Origin of the sequence: Aneurinibacillus migulanus (assembly GCF_001274715.1) — a bacterium.
GTDB classification, from domain to species: domain Bacteria; phylum Bacillota; class Bacilli; order Aneurinibacillales; family Aneurinibacillaceae; genus Aneurinibacillus; species Aneurinibacillus migulanus.
The window spans coordinates 40,814-63,265 of the sequence record NZ_LGUG01000013.1 but is presented as its reverse complement, the minus strand read 5'-3'; the positions used below and the strand labels follow the sequence as shown (position 1 = coordinate 63,265).

The 22,452-nt window shown below is 46.7% G+C and carries 21 protein-coding genes; 3 read left to right on the top strand and 18 right to left on the bottom strand.

From position 1 onward, the window contains the following. Positions 1–72: 72 nt before the first annotated feature. Together AF333_RS29465 and AF333_RS29460 are read right to left on the bottom strand one after the other, a co-directional pair. Positions 73–375, bottom strand: coding sequence for a YerC/YecD family TrpR-related protein (locus AF333_RS29465; RefSeq protein WP_043067104.1), 303 nt, complete (start codon positions 373–375; stop codon positions 73–75). 144 nt (positions 376–519) lie between these two features. Then, positions 520–1,557 carry a DUF3048 domain-containing protein gene (locus AF333_RS29460; RefSeq protein ID WP_043067103.1) on the bottom strand — a complete coding sequence of 346 codons (1,038 nt, stop codon included), beginning with the start codon at positions 1,555–1,557 and terminating at the stop codon, positions 520–522. Positions 1,558–1,782: 225 nt separating this feature from the next. Between AF333_RS29460 and AF333_RS37070 the strand changes: the two genes are divergently transcribed. Continuing rightward, complete coding sequence (locus tag AF333_RS37070; RefSeq protein WP_268753651.1) at positions 1,783–1,917, top strand: hypothetical protein; 135 nt, start codon at positions 1,783–1,785, stop codon at positions 1,915–1,917. Between the two features lie 69 nt (positions 1,918–1,986). Here AF333_RS37070 and AF333_RS29455 read toward each other — a convergent pair whose 3' ends face one another. From AF333_RS29455 to AF333_RS29435, 5 genes are all read right to left on the bottom strand, one after another. Next, complete coding sequence (locus tag AF333_RS29455; RefSeq protein WP_043067102.1) at positions 1,987–2,694, bottom strand: ABC transporter ATP-binding protein; 708 nt, start codon at positions 2,692–2,694, stop codon at positions 1,987–1,989. Continuing rightward, positions 2,694–3,470, bottom strand: a complete 777-nt coding sequence (locus AF333_RS29450) for an ABC transporter ATP-binding protein (RefSeq protein WP_043067101.1) — start codon at positions 3,468–3,470, stop codon at positions 2,694–2,696. The genes AF333_RS29455 and AF333_RS29450 overlap by 1 nt, the downstream gene beginning before the upstream one ends. After that, positions 3,448–4,419 carry a branched-chain amino acid ABC transporter permease gene (locus AF333_RS29445; RefSeq protein ID WP_043067163.1) on the bottom strand — a complete coding sequence of 324 codons (972 nt, stop codon included), beginning with the start codon at positions 4,417–4,419 and terminating at the stop codon, positions 3,448–3,450. Before AF333_RS29445 ends, AF333_RS29450 begins: the two co-directional genes overlap by 23 nt. A gap of 9 nt (positions 4,420–4,428) precedes the next feature. Beyond that, positions 4,429–5,307 (bottom strand): branched-chain amino acid ABC transporter permease, encoded by an 879-nt coding sequence (locus AF333_RS29440; RefSeq protein WP_043067100.1) that lies wholly within the window; start codon positions 5,305–5,307, stop codon positions 4,429–4,431. 113 nt (positions 5,308–5,420) lie between these two features. After that, positions 5,421–6,620 carry an ABC transporter substrate-binding protein gene (locus AF333_RS29435; protein WP_043067099.1) on the bottom strand — a complete coding sequence of 400 codons (1,200 nt, stop codon included), beginning with the start codon at positions 6,618–6,620 and terminating at the stop codon, positions 5,421–5,423. A 402-nt stretch (positions 6,621–7,022) separates the two neighbouring features. On the opposite strand from AF333_RS29435, the gene AF333_RS29430 reads away from it, so the two are divergent. Both AF333_RS29430 and AF333_RS37065 read left to right on the top strand, forming a co-directional pair. Next, complete coding sequence (locus AF333_RS29430) at positions 7,023–7,280, top strand: YgaP family membrane protein (RefSeq protein ID WP_043067098.1); 258 nt, start codon at positions 7,023–7,025, stop codon at positions 7,278–7,280. Positions 7,281–7,313: 33 nt separating this feature from the next. Further along, positions 7,314–7,445 carry an EYxxD motif small membrane protein gene (locus AF333_RS37065; RefSeq protein WP_021622200.1) on the top strand — a complete coding sequence of 44 codons (132 nt, stop codon included), beginning with the start codon at positions 7,314–7,316 and terminating at the stop codon, positions 7,443–7,445. Positions 7,446–7,497: 52 nt separating this feature from the next. On the opposite strand, the gene cydC is transcribed toward AF333_RS37065, so the two are convergent. The 11 genes from cydC to purQ all read right to left on the bottom strand — a co-directional run bounded on the left by cydC (position 7,498) and on the right by purQ (position 22,451). Continuing rightward, positions 7,498–9,228 carry a thiol reductant ABC exporter subunit CydC gene (gene cydC / locus AF333_RS29425; protein WP_043067097.1) on the bottom strand — a complete coding sequence of 577 codons (1,731 nt, stop codon included), beginning with the start codon at positions 9,226–9,228 and terminating at the stop codon, positions 7,498–7,500. Then, positions 9,225–10,949 carry a thiol reductant ABC exporter subunit CydD gene (cydD, locus tag AF333_RS29420; RefSeq protein ID WP_043067096.1) on the bottom strand — a complete coding sequence of 575 codons (1,725 nt, stop codon included), beginning with the start codon at positions 10,947–10,949 and terminating at the stop codon, positions 9,225–9,227. The genes cydC and cydD overlap by 4 nt, the downstream gene beginning before the upstream one ends. Then, positions 10,949–11,962 carry a cytochrome d ubiquinol oxidase subunit II gene (gene cydB / locus AF333_RS29415; protein WP_080787833.1) on the bottom strand — a complete coding sequence of 338 codons (1,014 nt, stop codon included), beginning with the start codon at positions 11,960–11,962 and terminating at the stop codon, positions 10,949–10,951. Before cydB ends, cydD begins: the two co-directional genes overlap by 1 nt. Further along, positions 11,949–13,352, bottom strand: coding sequence for a cytochrome ubiquinol oxidase subunit I (locus tag AF333_RS29410; protein WP_043067095.1), 1,404 nt, complete (start codon positions 13,350–13,352; stop codon positions 11,949–11,951). The genes cydB and AF333_RS29410 overlap by 14 nt, the downstream gene beginning before the upstream one ends. Positions 13,353–13,589: 237 nt before the next feature. After that, the gene (gene purD / locus AF333_RS29405; RefSeq protein WP_043067094.1) at positions 13,590–14,873 is read right to left on the bottom strand and encodes a phosphoribosylamine--glycine ligase; all 1,284 of its coding nucleotides are present in this window, start codon (positions 14,871–14,873) and stop codon (positions 13,590–13,592) included. A gap of 21 nt (positions 14,874–14,894) precedes the next feature. Then, positions 14,895–16,445, bottom strand: coding sequence for a bifunctional phosphoribosylaminoimidazolecarboxamide formyltransferase/IMP cyclohydrolase (gene purH, locus AF333_RS29400; protein ID WP_043067093.1), 1,551 nt, complete (start codon positions 16,443–16,445; stop codon positions 14,895–14,897). Beyond that, on the bottom strand, positions 16,442–17,083 hold the full coding sequence (gene purN, locus AF333_RS29395) for a phosphoribosylglycinamide formyltransferase (RefSeq protein WP_173585734.1): 642 nt from the start codon (positions 17,081–17,083) through the stop codon (positions 16,442–16,444). The genes purH and purN overlap by 4 nt, the downstream gene beginning before the upstream one ends. Further along, a complete protein-coding gene (purM, locus tag AF333_RS29390) occupies positions 17,083–18,123 on the bottom strand; it encodes a phosphoribosylformylglycinamidine cyclo-ligase (RefSeq protein ID WP_043067091.1) in 1,041 nt (346 codons plus the stop codon). The genes purN and purM overlap by 1 nt, the downstream gene beginning before the upstream one ends. Before the next feature lie 11 nt (positions 18,124–18,134). Beyond that, positions 18,135–19,565 carry an amidophosphoribosyltransferase gene (purF, locus tag AF333_RS29385; protein ID WP_302847939.1) on the bottom strand — a complete coding sequence of 477 codons (1,431 nt, stop codon included), beginning with the start codon at positions 19,563–19,565 and terminating at the stop codon, positions 18,135–18,137. Beyond that, complete coding sequence (gene purL, locus AF333_RS29380; protein ID WP_302847940.1) at positions 19,550–21,769, bottom strand: phosphoribosylformylglycinamidine synthase subunit PurL; 2,220 nt, start codon at positions 21,767–21,769, stop codon at positions 19,550–19,552. The genes purF and purL overlap by 16 nt, the downstream gene beginning before the upstream one ends. Then, complete coding sequence (purQ, locus tag AF333_RS29375; RefSeq protein WP_043067089.1) at positions 21,759–22,451, bottom strand: phosphoribosylformylglycinamidine synthase subunit PurQ; 693 nt, start codon at positions 22,449–22,451, stop codon at positions 21,759–21,761. The genes purL and purQ overlap by 11 nt, the downstream gene beginning before the upstream one ends. Position 22,452 lies beyond the last annotated feature (1 nt).

Below are 22,452 nucleotides of genomic sequence, written 5' to 3'. Positions count from 1 at the left end.
CCCTAAAGGTCCGATAAGTTCAACTAACACGCAGTAGGGTATGAAGAATCCCCTACTGCATGAAGTTTCACTTTATCCTTTTTTCTTATCGCCCAGTCGGTCCAGCGCCGCCATATATCCGCCATTGCCATAGTTGAGGCAGCGTTTTACGCGGGAGATGGTCGCCGTGCTTGCACCGGTCTCTTCTTCAATCTGACTGTATGTTTGCTTGTCGCGCAGCATACGTGCCACTTCCAGGCGCTGCGCCATCGACTTCATTTCATTTACCGTACATAAATCATCAAAGAATAAATAACAATCTTCCATCGAGTCCAATGACAGAATCACTTCGAATAGCTGTTCCAGCTCTTTGCCTTTGATTTTATCCAATTGCACCGACTTTTCCTCCGTTCCGGGCACACTACTCTTTAAGCAAGTACCGCTTTACATTATTTAAGAAGTAAAGCATGCGCTATTTTTATAATATGAAATTCGCCACGGTTTGACAAGGAAAACGTTTTCCGGCAAAATAGGCGATCGTTATTCAAACGTCAGGTGCTCAGCAAACGAAGGCGTAGTCGGAACAACATTCACCCAGGTCGTACCTGGATACAGTGGCAACTCAACGCCGTTCTGATAGGCGCGAATCGCTCCATCTCTACGCTCCCATGTCACCTTCAGCGCCTGCCCTCGTTGGAAGAGATAGCCTTCGCCCGGCCCTATGGTATCAATTTCCAGACGACCTTCACCATCAAGCGTACGGTGCTGTGCCGCAATGACAAGCACATTGGTAGCAGTCAACTGTTTTCCCGTCTCTTTATCCATATGTGGTTTGCCTGCCGTGAGCCTCATATATTGTTTTGTATTCGGATCATACTCGTATCCGGCCGTATTTCGTTTGGAATAGCGAACACTTATCTTGGTTCCCGGTTCCCCTTGTACGACATCCCCTTCTTTCATAAATGAGAATACAGGCACGTCTCCACCCAGGTTGTAGCCTTTTTCTGATGCTCCCTTACGTAGCTTTTCAATGCTTGTATACAGATTGTGCGGCGCCTTACGCGATTTGTCGCGCCAGTACGCTTTCGGATAAGCATAAATCTCATCCATGTCCGCGTAGTTTCCATTGCGAATAATGCTCAACGCAGCGACGCTGCCGCCAGCATGGGACATAATAGCGTCAAACCCTTGTCCAATCTCGATATTATAAGGACGAATGCTACGCACGGGACCGACAGTCTCCGGCGAATGGCTTTGATAGAATGCCATAAAACGGGTAATTAATCCTTCTTCCAGCATCTCATATACCATATCTGCTTGGTCCAGACCCGATTGGGGCCTTGCCTTGGAATGGTTATTGATCATAACCATAACGACCCGATCTGTACTCTGCATCTCCACCGGCAAGCCAGTCAGTGGCGCTGTTATTTCCGGCACCTGGGTTTGCGCTTTTTGTACCGGAACGACCTGATTATTTCCGGCAGGAACGGGCGGCGGTTCGGCTTGATTACTGCATCCTGCGGCCGTTGCGGCAAGCGCGACTGATAGCAACAATGCGGCTGTTTTCTTGTATATCATATTTCCCCTTCTTTCTCGTTATCTCCTATCCTGTAAATCGAAAAAAAAACCGTCTCCCTATCTATTATGTCGGAAGACGGCTTGTCATACTCTATAAAAATTGATTATATATGAAAATTCTTTCGCAATCTGTCTGCTTCATAGCTGGCGGGCAGGATATCTCTATTCTAGCATCTTTTGCCCATTACTGACTGACATATCATACCCAGACTAAATACATCTGATTTGATACATCGACAAATGTTTATGGTGGGAGGTAAGAAAAGAAGGAAGAGCGGTGGGCGGGAGCGGTCGGAAAAAGACACACTGACCTTTCTTCTGCCGGATCGCAGGGCGCATCCACCCTCTTCTTTTTCCTGAATCTCCTCCTTCTAACCACACTCCACTGTCAAAATATCAAGCGTAATTTATATAGGCATCAAGGATGGCCTAGTGTCCGCCAAGATATGCCATTTTTATTTGATCGCTCTCGTTCAATTCACTGGCTGTTCCAGAAAGAACGACACGTCCGGTTTCGATAACATACGCACGATTGGCGATGGAAAGTGCCATATTTGCATTTTGTTCAACGAGCAGGATCGTTGTGCCTGTCTGATTGATCTCTTCAATGATACGGAAGATGGTCTTTACAAGCAACGGCGCCAGTCCCATCGAAGGCTCGTCCAGCAGCAGAAGCTTCGGACGCGCCATTAATGCCCGGCCCATTGCCAGCATCTGTTGTTCCCCGCCGGAAAGCGTGCCCGACAGCTGTTTGCGACGTTCCAGCAAACGTGGGAACAGCTCATATACTCTCTCAAAATCCTGGCGGATACCGTCTTTATCTTTGCGCAGGAATGCACCCAATTCAAGGTTCTCTTCTACCGTCATATTCGCAAAGACACGGCGGCCTTCCGGCACATGAGAAATACCTTGCTTTACGATCGCCTGCGCCGCTTTACCTCCAATAGACTGATCCATGTAGGTAATGCTCCCTTGCTTTGGCTTCAACAGACCGGAAATCGCTTTGAGCAGCGTACTTTTTCCTGCTCCATTCGCGCCGATTAGCGTTACGATTTCTCCTTGATGAATCTCAAGCGATACGCCTTTCAATGCTTGAATATTGCCGTAATATACATTGATTTCTTCTACTTTTAACATTAAGAAACCTCCTCGCCGAGATACGCTTCGATAACCTTCGGATTGTTTCGAATATCCTCCGGCGAGCCTTGCGCGATTAATTGTCCATGATCAAGCACATAAATTCGCTCGCATACCCCCATGACAAGCGGCATGTCATGCTCGATGAGCAGAATCGTCAGGTTGAATTCTTTGCGGATAAAAGCAATCAGGTCCATTAATTCTTTCGTTTCCTGTGGATTCATGCCTGCTGCTGGTTCGTCAAGCAACAATAATTTCGGATGCGCCGCTAATGCCCGGGCTATCTCAAGCCGGCGCTGTTGTCCGTATGGAAGGTTTTTAGCCATCTCATACTTCAAGCCATCCAGGTTAAAAATCTTGAGGAATTCAACTGCTTTTTCTTCCATCTCTTTCTCTCCGGAGAAATGGGAGGGCAGACGCAGAATCGAGCTCAGGATCGAGTGCTTGGCCAATGAATGATATGCGACCTTTACATTGTCGAGCACCGATAAGTCGCCGAACAGCCGAATGTTCTGGAATGTCCGGCTAATGCCTTTACGTGTAATCTGATATGGCGCTAATCCGTTCAACTTCTCACCGCCAAACAGAATCTGTCCTTCCGTCGGCACGTATACGCCAGTAAGCAAATTGAAGAACGTCGTCTTACCCGCTCCGTTCGGACCGATAAGCCCGATAAGCTCTCCCTGGTACAATTCTGCATTGACACCGGATACGGCTTTCAATCCGCCAAATTGTATGCCAACGTTGTCTACTTTAAGCAGCGGTGTGTTTGCCATCCGGCTTCCCTCCTTTGACGCCATTGCGTTTCTTTGTGAAAAAATGCGTAATTTCTTTCGTACCCATCAATCCCTGCGGACGATAAATCATCATAACAACAAGTACAAGGCTGTAGATAATCATCCGTGTCTCTGGATAATCCTGCAGGAAGGTGGAGATAATCGTCAGCAATATAGCAGAAACAACCGCACCTGACATACTTCCGAGGCCACCTAGTACAACAAAGATTAAGATGTCGAACGATTTCAGAAAGCCGAAGTTGGTCGGCTGGATAATATAGAAGTTATGTGCGTATAAGCCGCCGGCAACACCTGCAAAAAACGAACCGATGGCGAATGCGACTACTTTATAGTAGGTTGTGTTAATGCCCATAGCATCAGCTGCAATCTCATTCTCCCGAACGGAAATGCATGCACGGCCATGCGTGGAATTCGTAAAGTTTACAATGACGATGAGCGTGATGAGAAGGCAGACGAAAAGCGTCGTCCAGTCTGTCATATGAGAGACCTGCATTCCACTGGCTCCTCCCACATAATCAATGTTCAGGAGTGTAATCCGGATAATCTCCCCGAATCCTAATGTTGCAATGGCCAAATAATCACCCTTAAGACGTAGACTCGGAATACCGATAAGCAATCCGGCGAACGCAGCCACAACACCACCCGCAATAAGCGCCACACTAAACGGCAAATGCAATTTCATTGTAACAATCGCCGAAGCGTACGCCCCGACAGCCAAAAATCCCGCATGACCAATAGAGAATTGACCGGTAATACCAATAATTAGATGCAAGCTTACCGCAAGAATAATGTTGATGCAGATAAAATACAATGTATTCTCATAGAATTTATTGAGCATCGACGACGATGAGAGCACCTGTACCACAATATAAACAACAACCGCCAGAAGAATGGATAACCAAAAACCTTTTGTCTGCTTTTGCTTCACTTCTTTCACCTACACTTTCTCCCTGATGTTCTTGCCAAAGAGTCCGGAAGGCTTGAAAATCAGAATTAAAATTAGGACAACAAAAGCGACTCCATCCCTCCACAGCGAATAACCAACAGCACTTACTAGAGACTCTACGACACCGAGAACAAGCCCGCCAACCATTGCCCCTGGAATAATACCGATACCGCCCAGCACTGCCGCAACGAATGCTTTCAGCCCAGGGATAATCCCCATCAGCGGTTCGATTTTAACGTAATAGATTCCAAAAATAACACCTGCGGCACCTGCAAGCGCCGAGCCGATGGCAAATGTCGCAGAAATAGTATTATCTACGTTAATCCCCATCAAGCGGGCCGCTTCTGCATCGTATGAAACCGCTCTCATCGCTTTTCCTGTTTTTGTTTTATGAACGATAAATTGCAGGATAATCATCAGTGCAACTGAAACGCCAAGAATAAGAATGGACTGACTGTTGATAGTCACGCCGAGAATCTCAAAGCTCTTGCTCGGTAGCACATCGGCGGGATACGCTTCCGGTTGCGCCCCTCTCACATAAATCGTTCCATATTCGATAAATAAAGAAACACCAATGGCCGTAATCAATGCGGCAATCCTTGTCGCATTTCGTAGTGGCTTATAAGCAATACGCTCAATCAAAACACCGAAAACAGCGCAAATTGTCATAGCCAGCAGCAGAGCCGGGAAGAAGCTCAATCCCATAACCGTTATCGAATAAAAACCTACAAAGGCTCCTACCATAAAAACGTCGCCATGGGCAAAGTTAATGAGCTTAATAATCCCGTAAACCATCGTGTAACCAAGAGCAATGAGCGCATATATACTACCAAGCGAAATACCGTTTATAATCTGCTGTACTATTTCCATGACTGTACTCCCCCCGGATAACACTTTCACGCAATACCGCGGTAATGCATCCCATAAAATTCTGAATGGGGGGCAAGCCCCCCATTCTTTTACTTACCATTTGTTTACGTTGTTTACGGATTTACTTTCGCCGCAAATTTTTGTGTACCGTTTTCAAATTTCAGAATAGTTGCAGCTTTAATCGGATTATGCTGAGGGTCAACTGTGAATTTTCCAGATACAAGTGACAGATCTTTCGTTTGTGCCAGCGCGTCTTTAATCTTCACAGGGTCCAGGTCTCCGGCACGCTTCAAGCCGTCTGCCAGGAAATATACAGAGTCATATCCTAATGCGTTAAATCCGTTAGGCGATTTGCCGCTGTATTTCGCTTTGAATGCTTTAACGAACTCTTTAATTTTTGGATCTGGATCATCAGATGCGTAGTGAGCAATCGTATACGCATTGTTCAATGCATCTTTTCCTGCAAGTTCAACCAGCGTCGGAGAATCCCAGCCATCTCCACCCATCAGTGGTGCTTGAATTCCCATTTCGCGCGCCTGCTTGATGATAAGGCCAACTTCTTCATAATATCCAGGGATAAAGATGAAGTCAGGGTTCGCTGCTTTGATACGTGTAAGGGTTGCGCGGAAATCCGTATCTTTCGCTACATACGCTTCTTTTGCTACAACCTTGCCACCGTTTGCAGTAAATGTTTTCTCAAAGGATTCTGCCAGCCCTTTCGCATAGTCGCTCGCATTGTCCGCAAAAATAGCTGCATTGCTCACTTTAAGCTCTTTGGAGGCGAAGTTAGCCGCTACCGTTCCCTGAAATGGATCGATGAAGCACGTACGGAACATGTAATCCTTTACTTTGCCGTCTTCGCCTACCGTAATTTGCGTGTTCGTCCCAGCTGGTGTGATAACTACCGTTTTGTTATCCATAGCGATTTGCGCTTCCGCTAGCACAGCTCCACTTGTAGCCGGACCAATAATCGCCGTCACCTTCTCCTGGCTTGTCAGCTTAATCGCTGCATTGGTTGATTCAGCAGGTTCCGACTTATTATCGACCTTTATTACCTCAAGCTTCTTCCCGTTAATTCCGCCGTTTTTATTGATTTCTTCGACGGCTAGATCAATCCCCTGACCGGCAGATTGACCATAGGAAGCAGTACCACCGGAAAGCTCCAGGTTCGCTCCGATTTTAATCGTGTCGCCGGACGCGCCTTGACCACCTGAACCCGCGGAGCCTGTATCTTTTGCTCCGCCACAACCTACCACCATTCCTGCAGATAGCATGAGAGATAAGAAAATGCCTGCCACTTTTCTCTTCTTCATTGAGTAACCCCCATTTTTGAATAAAATAAATTCTCTTGTATCACCGCTCATTTATCTTGCTTCTAAACCAATCCCCCTTATTACACTCATCTAAATTGCTTGATCAATAAAATTCTTTCCAATAAATAAATTATTCTGAAAACATTCTACCCTATTCTTACGTTTTCGTCTAGTAATATAGTAATTTGTTTTTAAAAAAAGTATACCTTTTTACATAAGCACTTTTTTACTCATACTATACTTGGAAAAACAATAGAGAAATCTTCTTTTTTCTTTATGAACTTCTTGATACGTTAACTTATTTTCCAGAGAAATACAGAAAAAAATATGTATATTCCTTTGTTCTTTTCGCATGATAAAGAACGAGATGAACAAGCTTTTTGTAGAGGAGCAAGGTGAAAAATGAAGAAAAATGTAGGATTATGTGACGCATTCATTCGCATTACGGTTGGACTTATCGGCCTTTCTTACAGCACTGCCCGTATGGTGCAGCGTCCTTATCGCATGTCCCCCATTATTATCACCATATTAAGTGCGATGAAAATCGCGGAAGGAATCACCCGTTTCTGTCCGCTGCTTACCATGTTCGGCATCAGCACAGAGGATGAAGATGGCAAACGGCCGTACCGTATCTATAGTTATCCACGTCGCTTCAAATAGTGTGAGGAAAAGCATACAAAGGAGGAAGCCGAAATGGATCGACTCATGTGGGAAGTAGTCAGCGACAATCTGTACGTTATCTTAACCGTAGTCGCTTCCATTATTATCGTAATTTATATGTGGGTTAAATATAACAGCAGACCGGGTGGCCGTTATAAATCATAGCCACAAGCCGAAAAAGAGGAAAAGACAGGTATCTTCTCCTCTTTTCCCATATTTACCATGGACGGTCCAGTTCATATAAATTGCGATAACGTGAAGAGGTTTGCAACAGTTCCTTGTGCGTTCCTCGCATGATGATACGTCCCTGATCCATAAAAAGAATATCATCCATGTTTTCAACACCGATTAAATGGTGGGTAATCCAGACTATTGTCCTCCCTTGCAAAGCATTAAACATCGTACGAAGTAAATCTCGCTCCGTTTTCGGATCAAGTCCGATAGTCGGCTCATCCAAAATGACAATGGGCGCATTCTTGAGCAAAATACGCGCTAACGCAATCCGCTGCCTTTCACCACCCGAGAAGCGTTGTCCGGCTTCTTCCATGTGTGTATCAAATCCATTTTCCAAAGAAGCAAGATAATCGTTTAGCTTTACCTGTTCCGCGACCCTGGCAATATCTTCAGGTGTTGCCGTCGGATCTCCTAATCGAATGTTATTTGCTACCGTTGTAGCAAAAAGATATGGTTTTTGATTTAACACCGCGATTCGTTCATGGATTTTATCCCGGTAAGCCTGCGCGGCACAACCATCGATAGAAACCGTTCCCTCCAAAGGTGATAATATCCCCTGCAACAATTGAAGCAATGTTGTTTTGCCAGCACCGCTTTTCCCAATGATGGCGATTTTTTGTCCGTGTGGAATAGTCAACGAAATGTTCTGTAATGCCAGCCGCTCTTCTCCCGGATAACGGTAGGAAACTCGCCGTATATCGATTATCCCTTCATTCACTTCTTCTGCCACCACTCCTCCTTGTTCCTGCTGTTCCGGCATCTGTATACGAATATCATCAATACGCTGCATTGACTCCTCATAGGCAGGAATTTTCTCCACTGCAGCTGAGACAGGAACGAGCGCTTCCAGAATAGGAAGCACAACAAGTGTGAAAGCAGCAATATAGGCAGGATATATGTCTCCCGCACCCGCTTTGTTCCCTGCCCAAATTGCCACAGATACAAGAATAATGCCTGAGACAACTTGTAGCAGAAATGCTCTGTACTGGCTCCAGTAGCGCATTTTTTTATCTATGGCATTCATTTTAGATGAGCTGGCTGTAAATTGTTCCAGAAAAAATTTTTGCTTGCCGCTAATAAGCCAGTCGCTGAGGCCAAAAACCGCATCCGTCAACTGGCGATAAAGATGCGCTCGTCTTTTTTTATAGTCGATTTGTTTTCTTCTTAACAAATAAAGAGAGCACAGCGGGAAAACAAACAGGATAACACTGAGACAAAGGGCAATCCAGATCGCAAATTTCCAATCAAACAAAGTCAGAGGTAATATGGATGCTATAAATAAAACAAGGGCAAGAACAGTGGGAAAAACAGTTCGAATATATACATCCTGCAAATGCTCGATATCATCAGCAAGCGTCCCAAGCAAATCTCCTACTTGAAAACGGGAACGGACAAACAGCGCCTGCGGTTCCAGCATATCGTACAGCTTTACCCGCATATCGGATAATATTTTCAACACAGCATCATGTCCTATCAGTCTTTCAATATAACGCGTTACTGCCTTTGAAATTCCGAAGGTTCGAACAGCGACAATAGGTACATAAATTAACAAAATCGTTTCCGGTCGTTCGGCGGCCCGCGAAATTAAATAGCCAGAGACAAACATAAGCAGGGCCCCGGAAAGAACCGTAGCAAGACCAAAAAGAATCGTGATACTTAGCTGCCTGCTATATCGTTTCATATACGGCTTGATGTATCGATCCATCTGCTTCATGCTGTATCTCCTGTCTGTGCCCGAATAAGGGCGTAATATGCTCCCCGTTTTTCATATAAATCATGATGTGTTCCAAATTCCTTTATTGTCCCATTCTCCATAACCAAAATAAGATCCATTTGCTTCATCCAATGCAAACGATGTGTTGCAAAAAAAACAAGCTTGTTTTTAAACAATGGTAGCATCATCAATTTAATATCATGCTCGGTTTCAATATCCAGATGGGCGGTCGGTTCATCAAAAAGCATAATCGGACGATTCTGGAGAAAAGCGCGGGCCAGTGCAATACGTTGCTCTTCCCCACCGCTCAGCACTCGCCCACCATTTCCTATTCTTTCCTCTATCCCATGGGGCAAAGAATGAACCCATTTCGCCAATCCGGTTACCTGAAGTGCCTGCTCTATATCCTGTTGTGATGCATCCGGAGCATATATGCGAATGTTATCAGCTATTGTACCCGCAAAAATGTACGGATGCTGAGGGATATATGTGATTTGCTGCTGCCACCCCGGCATCGCAAAATCGGTAACGGAAACACCGCCTATCGAAATGGATGCGGTTTGCGGCAAGGAGAAACCGGACAGTAAATCAATTAAGGTTGACTTGCCAGCACCTGATGCTCCAACAATTCCTATTTTTTGATAACCGTTCACTTGAAAGGTCACATCATGCAAACAAGCTGTCTGTCTGCCCTCATACTGCCTTGCCAGCTTTTCTACTTTCAGGGAAGTACACTCATTCCATTTCGGAATCGCCGCTCCGGTAGAGCCAGATGCCACGGCTTGCTTGGCAAGAATCTGATGAATCGTATCACCCGCCTCTTTTCCATCCATTGTCGCATGATAATCATTGCCCACCTCACGAACTGGCAGGAAATACTCCGGCGCCAGAATCAATATGGTTAACGCCGTCTGCAAATCCATGTTCCCGTCAATTAAACGCAAGCCCAAGCCAACAGCAACCACCGCAACCGAAAAACTGGAGAAAAAATCCAAAGAAAAGGTTGAAAGAAACGCAACACGTAAAGTTCGGTTAGTAGCAATCCGGTATTTCTCACTAACCAGCGCGATCGCATGTCGGTGCTGCCTGCTTTTCCCGAGATATTTCAACGTTTCTAATCCTCGTAGAGAATCGACAAAATGACGTGACAATAATTGGTACGTACTCCACTGATCGTCCATTTTCTTACGCGCAACAAGACCTAATAAGATTAAAAAAGCAAGCATGATTGGCATGGTAAGCACCAAAATAACACCCGACACCGATTCCAGATAAAAAATGTATGTTAGCACAATAGCCGGAATGACCATCGTTGCGATGACTCGTGGAATAAATAATTCCATGTACGTTCGGAAGTGCTGAACCCCCTCCAGGCAAAGTGTTACCATATTCCCTGAGCCTGTCTTTCCAATTTCTCGCGGTCCCAGCATGAACAATTTCGCAAGCAGCTTTTTCTGCATATCGTATGCCGTTTTTTCGGCAAAGCGGTAGGATACCCTCTCTTTAATGAGTTGACTGGCCTGGCGAAGTAAAAATGCAGCCCCAAACCCGGATAACAGGAGAAGGACATCGTTGACCGATGCCCCCTTAAACATATTTGTAATAGCTGTTGCCAACATAACAGCCTGTAAAACAATAAACCCTGCCTGTAAAACAGTGAGCAAGCCAATTATGAAGAATACGCCTTTGATGCCTTTATAATGAAAAAGATGTTTATCCATTAGTACTCCAGATGCTCCTTATCAGTTACCCGCTTACGGAATACATAATAGCTCCATACTTGATAAGCGAGCACGAACGGTAGCAACGTAACAGCAACAATAGTCATCAGCTTCAAGGAATAGCTTCCGGAAGCCGCATTATATACTGTTAAATTGTTAACAACATCAATCGAGCTAATCATGACATTCGGAAAGAGTGCAACAAAGAATGAACTCGTCACAAGCGCGAGCACAAGGCCGGTTGAAACAAAACTCCATCCTTCCTTCTTTTTATACATGAAATAATATAAGCAAGCATATGCAATAATTGCTGCACTATACAGCGGAATCAGGAAGGTTCCTTTGTCCCTGAAGGCATCTGTATACAATGCAGTTAAAGAAACAAACAGCACCACCACTACGCCGATAATTACATATATTCTCTGTGCCATTCGATGGGCACGTTCTCGAATCTCGCCCGTTGTTTTTAAACCAATAAACATAAGCCCATGAAGATAAGACAACAGCACAAAGGCAATGCCGCCAACTACCGTATACAGATTCACAATATCTGTGAAACCAGCATACATATTCATCTCACCGTCGATGGGCAGTCCTTTAATCAGGCTGGCAAACATCACCCCCAGCAGAAATGGCGGTAGTAGGCTCCCGAGGAAAATCGACCAATCCCAGGCCAGGCGCCATTGCTTCGCACCCACTTTACTGCGAAATTCAAAAGCGACTCCTCGGGCAATGAGAGCTAGCAATAGAATGACAAACGGAAAGTAAAATCCGCTAAATAATGTAGCATACCAGTGCGGAAACGCCGCAAACATCGCACCTCCAGCAATAATTAGCCATACTTCATTCGCATCCCAGACCGGGCCAATTGTATTGAGCAAAATCCGTTTTTCCTGTTCGGTGCGGGCAAGGAATTTCGTGCCCATTCCAACACCAAAATCGAATCCCTCCAAAAAGACAAACCCGACGAATAATATGGATACTAGTAAAAACCACAGTTCACTTAAATGCATAATTATTTCCCTCCGTGTTAAATGGATCTGTGGCAGACACATCCTCAGGCAATTTTTCATGCGGGCCCCGTTTGATTACTTTTACAAACAGGTAAACCATTACAATAGCAAGAATAGTGTAAATAAGAGAAAATGAAATTAGCGAGAACAAAAGTTGACCTGTTGACACATTTGGCGACACTCCGTCCGCTGTCCTCATTAATCCATTTACAACCCACGGCTGACGACCAATTTCCGACATAATCCAGCCAAATGAATTACCGATATACGGAATGAATATTGCCGCAACCATCCATTTCAAATACGCCGGACTTTCTTCCAACCTGCCACGCCATTGCAGAACAAGTCCTATTAGAGCAAGAAGAAGAAGGCCTCCCCCCATGACTACCATAATCCGAAAACTCCAGAAGGTCGTTTTTACAGGCGGTATATAATTTCCAGGTCCGTACTTTTGTTCATATTGCGCCTGAATGTTTTTCATTCCCTGAACAGATCCATGAAACTGCTCATACGCCAGGTAGCTAAGCATATAAGGAACTTCAACTCGCATCGTACTTTCCTGCTTATCAGTATCAATTAACGCAAAGACAGTCCATGGCGCAGGGTCCGGGCTATCGTCCCACAGCCCTTCTGCTGCTGCCATTTTCATTGGTTGAGCGCTGACAAGATATGTTGCCTGTGAGTGACCAGAAAAAGCAATGCCCAGTGCGCTGACCATACCGATAATAAGTGAGATTTGAAAAGAACGTTTAAAGAACTCCACATCGGCTTTTTTTAGCATTTTCCATGCACTCACTCCAACAATGAAAAAGGCTCCTGTAGTCAAACTCGCAAAAATCGTATGTGGAAAAGCAACCCACAGCTTCTGATTCGTTAGAACCGCAAATACATCATTCATTTCTGCCCGGCCATTTTGCAGCGTATAGCCAAGTGGATTTTGCATAAACGAATTAGCGGCTAAAATCCAAAAAGCGGAAAGTATCGTTCCAATAGATACAAGCCAAATACAAGCTAAATGTATCCTCTTCGGCAACTTATCCCAGCCGAAAATCCACAGACCGATAAAGGTTGATTCCATAAAGAAAGCAAGTAACGCCTCTACTGCCAGAGGTGCACCGAATACATCTCCAACAAATCGTGAATAGCTAGACCAATTCATTCCAAATTGGAACTCCTGCAAAATTCCTGTAACAACACCGACGGCGAAATTAATTAGGAAGAAGGCTCCCCAGAATTTCGTCATTTTTTTGTACAGTTCATTCTCTTTTAGCACATACATCGTTTGCATCACCGCGATGATGAATGCCAGCCCGATTGATAAAGGCACAAAGATGAAGTGAAACAGGGTGGTGGACGCAAACTGAATACGTGCCAAAATTAACTCTTCCATCGGTTTTCTCTCCTTTTTTATGTTTGTGAATTTTATCACGATATTATTGTAACAAACTATTTTTTTTACTTTGTGAAGTTTTGAAGAATAATCCATGAAAGATTTCGTACATTCCTGCGTCAAATTTTTGTACAGTAAAAAATATCATCTGCAAAATTCCCATCCGAATCTCTTGCATGATCAAAAAAACATGAGCACCCGCTCCACAAAATGGAGCAGATGCCCATGCCTCATTCTCTATCTTTTATTGTGCTCTGCCTTGCGCAGCGCCTTCGCTCCGATATCTGTACGGTAGTGTGCACCTTCAAAAGAAATGTGCTGCACCGTTTCATATGCTCTGCGCTGTGCCTCGTGCAAATCATTTCCCATTGCCGTTACACCTAGGACGCGGCCACCGTTTGTTACAGTATGTCCGTCTCGCTCTGCCGTACCAGCATGGAATACGACTACATCATCGGTATTTGCCGGTAATCCGGCAATTTCCCGCCCTTTTGGATAGGAGCCTGGATATCCTTCAGAGGACATGACGACGCAGACCGCTGCATCGCTTTTCCATTCCACCTGGCATTCCGAAAGCTTACCTTCCACTGCTGCAAGGAAAATATCCGCCAAATCGCTCGCAAGACGCGGGAGCACGACCTGGGTTTCCGGATCACCGAAGCGCGCATTATACTCGATAACTTTTGGACCTTTTTCAGTAATCATCAATCCGGTGTATAAAATACCACGGAACGGTCGCCCTTCGGCTACCATCGCTCTAGCCGTCGGGAGAACGATCGTATCAATCGCCTGCTGCACGATGGAATCATCCATGTGCGGTACAGGTGAGTATGTTCCCATTCCGCCTGTATTCGGTCCTTTATCATCATTGAATACCGGCTTATGGTCCTGCGAAGGAACCATCGGAATAACCGTCTCTCCATCCACGAAAGACAGCAGCGTCATCTCCTCACCCGCCAAATACTCTTCAATTACTACGCGTGAGCCAGCGCCGGAAAATACATCTTCCACCATCATAGAACGAAGAGCTTCTTCGGCTTCTTCCAACGTAAAGGCCACGGTTACTCCCTTACCTGCTGCTAGGCCATCCGCTTTAATCACGATCGGAGCGCCCTGCTTACGGACGTATGCCAAAGCCTCTTCGTATTTTGTAAATGAACGGTATGCTCCGGTCGGAATATTATATTTCTCCATAATGTCCTTGGCAAATGTCTTACTGCCTTCAAGCAATGCCGCTTCCTTTTTTGGTCCAAAAATCGCAAGTCCCTGTTCTTCAAAGAAATCGACAATGCCGTTCAAGAGCGGATCTTCCGGTCCGACAACCGTTAATCCGATATGTTCTCGCTTTGCAAATTCCGCAAGTGCAGCAAAATCATTCACATCCAACGAGACGCATTCAGCCATTTGAGCAATCCCGGCATTTCCTGGTGCACAATAGACGTGTGATACTTTTGGACTTTGTGCAAGCTTCCATACGAGAGCGTGTTCGCGACCGCCGCCGCCGATAACGAGTACTTTCATAATCAGCTCCCTCTCCTTATCCTAGTGTTTGAAATGGCGCACTTTCGTGAAGACCATTGCGATACCGTGCTCATTGGCCGCTTTGATGGAATCTTCATCACGAATAGAGCCTCCTGGCTGGATAATGGCAGAAACGCCTGCTTTTGCCGCTTCTTCTACTGTGTCCGGCATTGGGAAGTATGCATCAGATGCCAATACGCTGCGGAAGGATTTATCGCCTGCCTGTTCAATTGCAATGCGGGCTGAGCCTACGCGATTCATCTGACCTGCGCCCACGCCAATCGTCATGTTGTCTTTCACTAACACAATAGCGTTAGATTTTACATGTTTGACGACTTTCCAAGCGAACAGAAGCTGCTGAATTTCTTCACGAGTCGGTTTCCGATCGGTAGCGACTTCCAGGTCTGCTTCCGTAATCTGTTTCGTATCATCTTCTTGAATCAGTACGCCGCCTTCCACACTAGCTAGCTTCCAGTCCGCTTTTTCTTTGCTCACGATTTCTCCAAGCTCCAGCAAACGCAGATTCTTCTTCTCTTTCAGAATTTCAAGTGCTTCGTCCGTGAACGATGGGGCCATGATGATCTCAAGGAAGATTTCTTTCAGTTGCAGCGCCGTTTCTTTATCAATCGGACGATTCGCCGCAATAATACCGCCGAAAATAGAAACCGGATCGGATGCGTACGCTTTTTGGTACGCTTCAAAAATCGTGTTCCCTATTCCTACGCCGCACGGATTCGTATGCTTCACCGCTACAACAGCCGGTTCGCTGAATTCTTTTACGATAGCGAGCGCTGCATTACCATCATTAATGTTATTATAGGACAGCTCTTTGCCATGCAATTGTTTTGCGGTAGCGATATTGCCCGCACCGGCTAACGGCTCGCGGTAGAAGGCGGCCGACTGGTGCGGATTTTCGCCGTAGCGTAAATCCTGCACTTTTTCGTATGTTACCGTATACGTATCTGGCGTTTGCTCGCCGACTTGCTCCGTTAAATATTGAGAGATGAGTGCATCGTACGCCGCAGTATGGCGGAATACTTTTGCAGCCAGCTTGCGCTTCGTCTCCTCGGCGATACTTCCGCTCGCCTTTACTTCTTCAAGCACTTTGCTGTAGTCAGCCGCATCGACGACTACCGCCACGTATTTATGGTTTTTTGCTGCAGAACGAAGCATAGTCGGTCCGCCGATATCAATGTTTTCGATCGCTTCTGAAAAAGGTACGTTAGGCTTGCTAATGGTAGCCTTAAACGGATACAGATTAACTACGACCAGATCGATTGGGGTAATGTTATGTTCAGCGATTTGCTGACGGTGTTTCTCGTCATCTCGCACTGCAAGCAGGCCGCCGTGAATGTGAGGATCAAGCGTTTTTAGACGTCCATCAAGAATCTCAGGGAAACCGGTCACTTCAGAGATACCGATAACGTTTACGCCTTCCTTCTGCAGCAAGGTAGCTGTTCCTCCCGTAGAGATAATTTCTACGCCCAGTTTGTCCAGTTCTTTAGCGAATTCTACGATGCCTGTTTTATCCGAAACACTGATTAATGCCCGTTTTACTTGTACTCCACTCACGGTTTTTCCACTCCTTCACTGTATTCGAAATCTTCCGCTTCAATCTGCACTTGTCGTCCGTTCAGCTGTACCTTTCCACTTACGAGAAGCTGTACCACTTGCGGAAGCAACCGATGTTCTTCCTTATGAATGCGCTCGGCAAGTGCCGTTTCATCGTCTTTTCCATATACGGGTACGGGACGTTGTACAATAATCGGTCCCGTATCCATACCTTCATCCACAAAATGAACAGTGATGCCCGTAATTTTCACTCCATAACGAAACGCTTGTCCAATCGCATCCTTACCGGGAAACGACGGCAGAAGCGAAGGATGAAGATTGATCATTCGTCCGCCATACGCTTTGAGCAGCGTATCACCAATAAGGCGCATATAGCCTGCGAGCACGATAAGCTCAACCCCAGCATTCTCAAGCCGCTGTAGAATCTCCCTCTCGAAGCTCGGTTTATCCGGATAATCCTTAGCATTGAATAGAAATGCGGGAACCTCATATTGTGCGGCCCGCTGTACTACGTATGCCTCTGGCTTATCGCAAACGAGCAGTTCCACTTCCGCTCCGGTCAGTGTCCCGTTCTGTATGGCTTCCATGATGGCTGCGAAGTTCGATCCGCTGCCGGAAGCGAAAACGGCGATTTTCATTACCAGTTCACCCCGCCAAACTGTACATCTCTATCTCCCTGTACAATCCGTCCGATTACTTGCGCTTGTTCTCCGGCTTCCGTCAATACTCGAAGCGCCTCGTCCACATCATTCTCCCTGACGATCGCGATCATGCCGATACCCATGTTAAACGTACGGAACATATCTTGCTTCGAAACGTTCCCCTTCGTTTCTACCAGATTAAATACCGGCGGAATATTCCATGTGCCGTATTCTATATGTGCGGCTGTGCCTTCTGGCAGAATTCTTGGGATGTTATCGTAAAATCCGCCACCGGTAATGTGCACAAGTCCATTAACTTTCACCTTTTCCAGTAAAGCCAAGCACGACTTCACATAAATCCGGGTCGGAGTAAGAAGCACATCTCCCAATTTGCCGCCCAATTCGGCTACTTCCTCATGAAGGGACAAACCCGCTTCTTCAAGCAGAACTTTACGCACTAATGAAAAGCCATTGCTATGCACACCGCTCGACGACATTCCGATAATGATGTCTCCTGATGCGATACTTTTTCCATCAATCACACGATCCGCATCTACCACACCGACACTGAATCCGGCGATATCATACTCCGATTCCTCATACATGCCCGGCATCTCCGCTGTCTCGCCGCCAATTAACGCGGAACCAGACTGTTCGCAACCGTCAGCAATTCCTTTAACAATTGCCTCAATGCGTTCCGGAACAACCTTACCACAGGCCAGGTAATCAAGGAAAAAGAGCGGCTCTGCGCCTTGAACAACAATATCGTTCACGCACATGGCAACCGCATCAATGCCTATCGTATCATGCTTATCCATAGCAAACGCCAGCTTTAGCTTTGTGCCTACACCGTCTGTGCCTGAAACGAGCACAGGTTTTTTATATTTATTAATATCAAGTCCAAATAGCGCGCCGAAGCCACCCAAATCCGTCAAAACCTCCGGGCGGAACGTACGCTTAACGTGCTTTTTCATTCTCTCTACCGCTTCGTTGCCGGCATCGATGTCCACTCCCGCCTGCTTGTAAGCCTCACTCATGCCATCTCCCCCTATTTCTCCACGCAGTTTTTCGTATCTTCGTAGATTTCCGTCGGATAGCAGCCTGTGAAACAGGCCAGACAATGTCCTCGATTCGGTGCTGTATCGTTTCTGCCAATCGCATCGATCATACCTTTCTCCGATAGGAAAGCCAGTGAATCTGCGCCAATATACTCCCGGATTTGCTCAATGGATTTCTCACCGGCAATCAGCTCTTCTCGGCTTGACGTATCAATGCCATAGAAGCACGGGTTTTTGACCGGCGGGGAACTGATGCGTACATGCACTTCTTTCGCTCCTGCTTCCCTCAGCATCCGCACGATTCTGCCGCTGGTTGTTCCGCGTACAATGGAATCATCAATCATGACCACACGCTTACCTTCCACGACTTTGCGTACCGCGCTGAGCTTCATACGCACGCCACGTGCCCGCATTTCTTGATTCGGCTGAATAAACGTACGGCCCACGTAACGATTTTTAACCAAACCAAGCTCATATGGAAGTCCAGCCGCTTCTGCATAGCCGATCGCAGCAGAAATGCTTGAATCCGGCACGCCTGTTACGACGTCCGCCTCTATAGCGGATTCTTTATATAGCTGGCGTCCCAGCTCTTTACGTGCCAGATGAACGTTAATACCGTCGATGTCACTGTCCGGACGAGCGAAATAAATGTACTCGAACGAGCAAATCGCACGCTGTGTTTGACCTGCGAATCGCTCTGAACGCAGTCCTTTCTCATCGATAACGATCATCTCGCCCGGCTCCACGTCACGAATATATTCCGCGCCTACTGTCTCGAATGCGCACGTTTCAGATGCGATGACATATCCTTCTTCCAGGCGACCAAGCACCAACGGACGCAGACCATTCGGATCAAGAGCGATAATCATTTTATTTTCGGTCATAAGCAACAGAGCATACGCACCTTTAATCATACGTAGCGATTCCCGTACAGCCTGTTCGAATTCATAGCCCGAACGCGCAATAAGATGCGCGATAACCTCTGTATCGCTTGTTGTCTGGAAAATGGAGCCCTGCCGTTCAAGTTGATGGCGAATTTGCTCTGCATTTACCAAATTTCCGTTATGCGCGAGCGCCAGATTGCCCCCCGTATACTTAAAAACAAGTGGCTGGGCATTCTCCAGCTTACTCTCGCCAGCCGTTGTATACCGTACATGCCCGATAGCCATGCGACCGTGAATTTTGCTTAATTGATTGTCGTTGAATGCTTCTGTTACTAGACCCATACCACGGTGGTACGAGAATTTTTCTCCGTCTGAAGCACAAATACCGGCGCTCTCCTGTCCACGATGCTGCAGGGCATGCAGTCCGTAATATGACAATTGTGGCGCATCGGGGTGATTAAACACCCCGAATACACCACACTCTTCATTCAACTTGTCCCAAAGCTCATCGTGCTCCATCATTACTGCATCAGACATGCGATCGCACCTTTCCAGGCCGCTTTCAAATCCGCAAGCGGCGTATTAATCAGCTCGCGTCCGTTTACTTTTATTGACACAGCGTCAGTACCGACCGTACCGATTTTCGCACACGGCGTACCATTTTTCGCCGCCAGTTCGCATACCTCTTCCACATGTTCCGGTTTAACACTAAGCAGTACCCTTGATTGCGATTCGCTGAACAGCGCAATGTCAGGGCGCAGCCCGATATTCCAATCAACCGCTGCACCGAGACCCGGCTCAGCCGATTCCACAAGCGCCGTTGCAAGACCGCCTTCAGCAAGGTCATGTGCGGAAGCGATAAGCCCTTGTTGAATAGCTGTAAGCACGGTTTGTTGCAGTTTCTTTTCCACTTCCAGGTCGAGCGCCGGAGGACGTCCGATAACAGAACCGTTCATCAGCTTCTGATATTCTGTACCGCCCAACTCCGCTCTCGTCTCACCAAGAAGAAGAAGAATATCCCCTTCATTCTTAAATGATTGGGTTGTAATATGGTCAACGTCGTGAATTAAGCCTACCATGCCGACTACCGGTGTCGGGTAAACAGCTTCACCGTTCGTTTCATTATATAAGCTTACATTCCCTCCGATAACTGGAGTCTCAAGCACACGGCATGCTTCACTCATACCGTCCACCGCTTTTTCGAACTGCCAGAAAATCTCTGGTTTCTCCGGATTTCCGAAGTTCAAGCAATCGGTAATGCCAAGCGGCTCTGCACCTGAGCAAACAACATTGCGTGCTGCTTCAGCTACAGCAATCGCACCGCCTACTTCCGGGTCAAGGTATACATAGCGTCCATTACAGTCGATGCTCATCGCCAGCGCCTTGCGCGTGCCGCGAATGGCGATAACAGCTGCATCCGAACCCGGAATAACCGCCGTATTCGTACGTACCATATAGTCGTACTGATTATATACCCACTCTTTGCTTGCTACTGTTGGAGCTGATAATACCTGCTTCAATGTCTCATTGTAATCGTTTGGCTCTACAATATTTAGCGTATCTACGCTTGCATACTCATTGTAATAGGCTGGTTCTTTTGATGGTTTGTAATAAACGGGAGCATCTTCAGCCAGGCTATCAACCGGCACTTCGGCAGCTACTTCACCTTTATGAAGCAAGCGCAATGTGCCATCATCCGTTACACGTCCGATAACCACAGAATGCAGTCCCCATTTATCAAAGATTTGCTTCACTTCATCTTCACGGCCCTTTTCTACAACAACCAGCATACGCTCCTGCGATTCGGAGAGCATCATCTCATATGGGGTCATACCTTTTTCCCGCTGCGGTACAAGGTCAAGGTTTAGTTCGACCCCGTTGCCCGCTTTACTTGCCATCTCCGCACTAGAAGACGTCAGACCAGCAGCTCCCATATCCTGAATGCCGGCCACAGCGCCAGTCTCAATTAACTCCAGGCACGCTTCGAGCAGTAGTTTCTCCATGAACGGATCGCCCACCTGTACGGCCGGACGCTTCGCCTCGGATTCTTCGTTTAACTCCTCTGAAGCAAAAGTTGCACCGTGGATGCCATCACGGCCAGTTGCCGCCCCTACATACATCACGGGGTTCCCAATGCCTTTAGCTACGCCTTTTTGAATCTGGTCGTGATCGATAAGACCCACACACATCGCATTTACGAGCGGATTGCCTTCGTAGCAATTGTCGAATACGACCTCTCCACCCACTGTTGGAATGCCCATGCAGTTACCGTATCCAGCGATACCCGCAACAACATTCTCAAATAAATATTTTGTGCGCGGCTTATCCAATTCGCCGAAGCGAAGGGAATTTAACAGCGCAATCGGACGTGCGCCCATCGAGAAGACATCGCGGATGATGCCGCCTACACCAGTCGCCGCTCCTTGATACGGCTCAATGGCAGACGGGTGGTTATGACTTTCCACTTTGAATACGACCGCCTGATTGTCATCAATATCGATAATACCGGCCCCTTCACCAGGTCCCTGCAAAACACGAGGTCCAGATGTCGGAAAGCGGCGTAATACCGGCTTGGAGTTTTTATAGCTGCAATGCTCGGACCACATTACACTGAATAGTCCTGTTTCCGTGTAATTCGGTTTTCTGCCAAGAATTTCGACAACCTTAGCATACTCTTCATCCGTTAAACCCATTTCGCGATATACTTTCTCGTCGGCAATCTGTTGCGGATTAGGCTCCATGTGTGACACCGTTCTTCTCCCTCCAGCTCTGTAAAATCGAAGTAAATACGCGCTTTCCATCTTCTGAACCGAGCCACTCATGTACAGCACGCTCTGGATGAGGCATCATGCCCAGCACGTTCCCGGCTTTATTCATGACACCGGCGATATCATCAATCGATCCGTTCGGGTTCTCGCCCGCATAGCGGAACACGATCTGGTTATTCTTTTTCATTTCGTTCAGCGTTTCTTCGTCACAATAATAGTTGCCATCGCCGTGTGCGATTGGAATACGAATGACTTCACCTGCTTCGTACTGAGACGTAAACGCAGTGTTATTGTTTTCTACGCGTAACTCCACTGTCTCACAGCGGAATTTCAGCTTTTCATTGCGGCGCAACGCTCCGGGTAGAAGACGCGCTTCCGTCAGCACCTGAAACCCGTTGCATATACCCATAATAAGTTTACCCGCTTCCGCCGCTTTTTGTACGGCAGCAAGCACGGGAGCCATGCTAGCCATTGCGCCTGGGCGTAGATAATCTCCATAGGAGAATCCGCCCGGGAGGAGAATACAATCGAATTCGTCTACGTCTGTCCGGGTATACCACACATACTCTACCGGTTGCTCCAGACAGTCTTCAACAGCCTTGTACATATCGACATCACAGTTCGAACCGGGAAATACGAGGACCGCACACTTCATC

Bases quoted from the DNA above. Each gene is read 5' to 3' on its own strand.
- AF333_RS29460 (WP_043067103.1), bottom strand. From the start codon at position 1,557: ATGATATACAAGAAAACAGCCGCATTGTTGCTATCAGTCGCGCTTGCC.
- AF333_RS29455 (WP_043067102.1), bottom strand. From the start codon at position 2,694: ATGTTAAAAGTAGAAGAAATCAATGTATATTACGGCAATATTCAAGCA.
- AF333_RS29450 (WP_043067101.1), bottom strand. From the start codon at position 3,470: ATGGCAAACACACCGCTGCTTAAAGTAGACAACGTTGGCATACAATTT.
- AF333_RS29440 (WP_043067100.1), bottom strand. From the start codon at position 5,307: ATGGAAATAGTACAGCAGATTATAAACGGTATTTCGCTTGGTAGTATA.
- AF333_RS29435 (WP_043067099.1), bottom strand. From the start codon at position 6,620: ATGAAGAAGAGAAAAGTGGCAGGCATTTTCTTATCTCTCATGCTATCT.
- AF333_RS29430 (WP_043067098.1), top strand. From the start codon at position 7,023: ATGAAGAAAAATGTAGGATTATGTGACGCATTCATTCGCATTACGGTT.
- AF333_RS37065 (WP_021622200.1), top strand. From the start codon at position 7,314: ATGGATCGACTCATGTGGGAAGTAGTCAGCGACAATCTGTACGTTATC.
- cydC (WP_043067097.1), bottom strand. From the start codon at position 9,228: ATGAAGCAGATGGATCGATACATCAAGCCGTATATGAAACGATATAGC.
- cydD (WP_043067096.1), bottom strand. From the start codon at position 10,949: ATGGATAAACATCTTTTTCATTATAAAGGCATCAAAGGCGTATTCTTC.
- cydB (WP_080787833.1), bottom strand. From the start codon at position 11,962: ATGCATTTAAGTGAACTGTGGTTTTTACTAGTATCCATATTATTCGTC.
- AF333_RS29410 (WP_043067095.1), bottom strand. From the start codon at position 13,352: ATGGAAGAGTTAATTTTGGCACGTATTCAGTTTGCGTCCACCACCCTG.
- purD (WP_043067094.1), bottom strand. From the start codon at position 14,873: ATGAAAGTACTCGTTATCGGCGGCGGCGGTCGCGAACACGCTCTCGTA.
- purN (WP_173585734.1), bottom strand. From the start codon at position 17,083: ATGAAAATCGCCGTTTTCGCTTCCGGCAGCGGATCGAACTTCGCAGCC.
- purM (WP_043067091.1), bottom strand. From the start codon at position 18,123: ATGAGTGAGGCTTACAAGCAGGCGGGAGTGGACATCGATGCCGGCAAC.
- purF (WP_302847939.1), bottom strand. From the start codon at position 19,565: ATGTCTGATGCAGTAATGATGGAGCACGATGAGCTTTGGGACAAGTTG.
- purL (WP_302847940.1), bottom strand. From the start codon at position 21,769: ATGGAGCCTAATCCGCAACAGATTGCCGACGAGAAAGTATATCGCGAA.
- purQ (WP_043067089.1), bottom strand. From the start codon at position 22,451: ATGAAGTGTGCGGTCCTCGTATTTCCCGGTTCGAACTGTGATGTCGAT.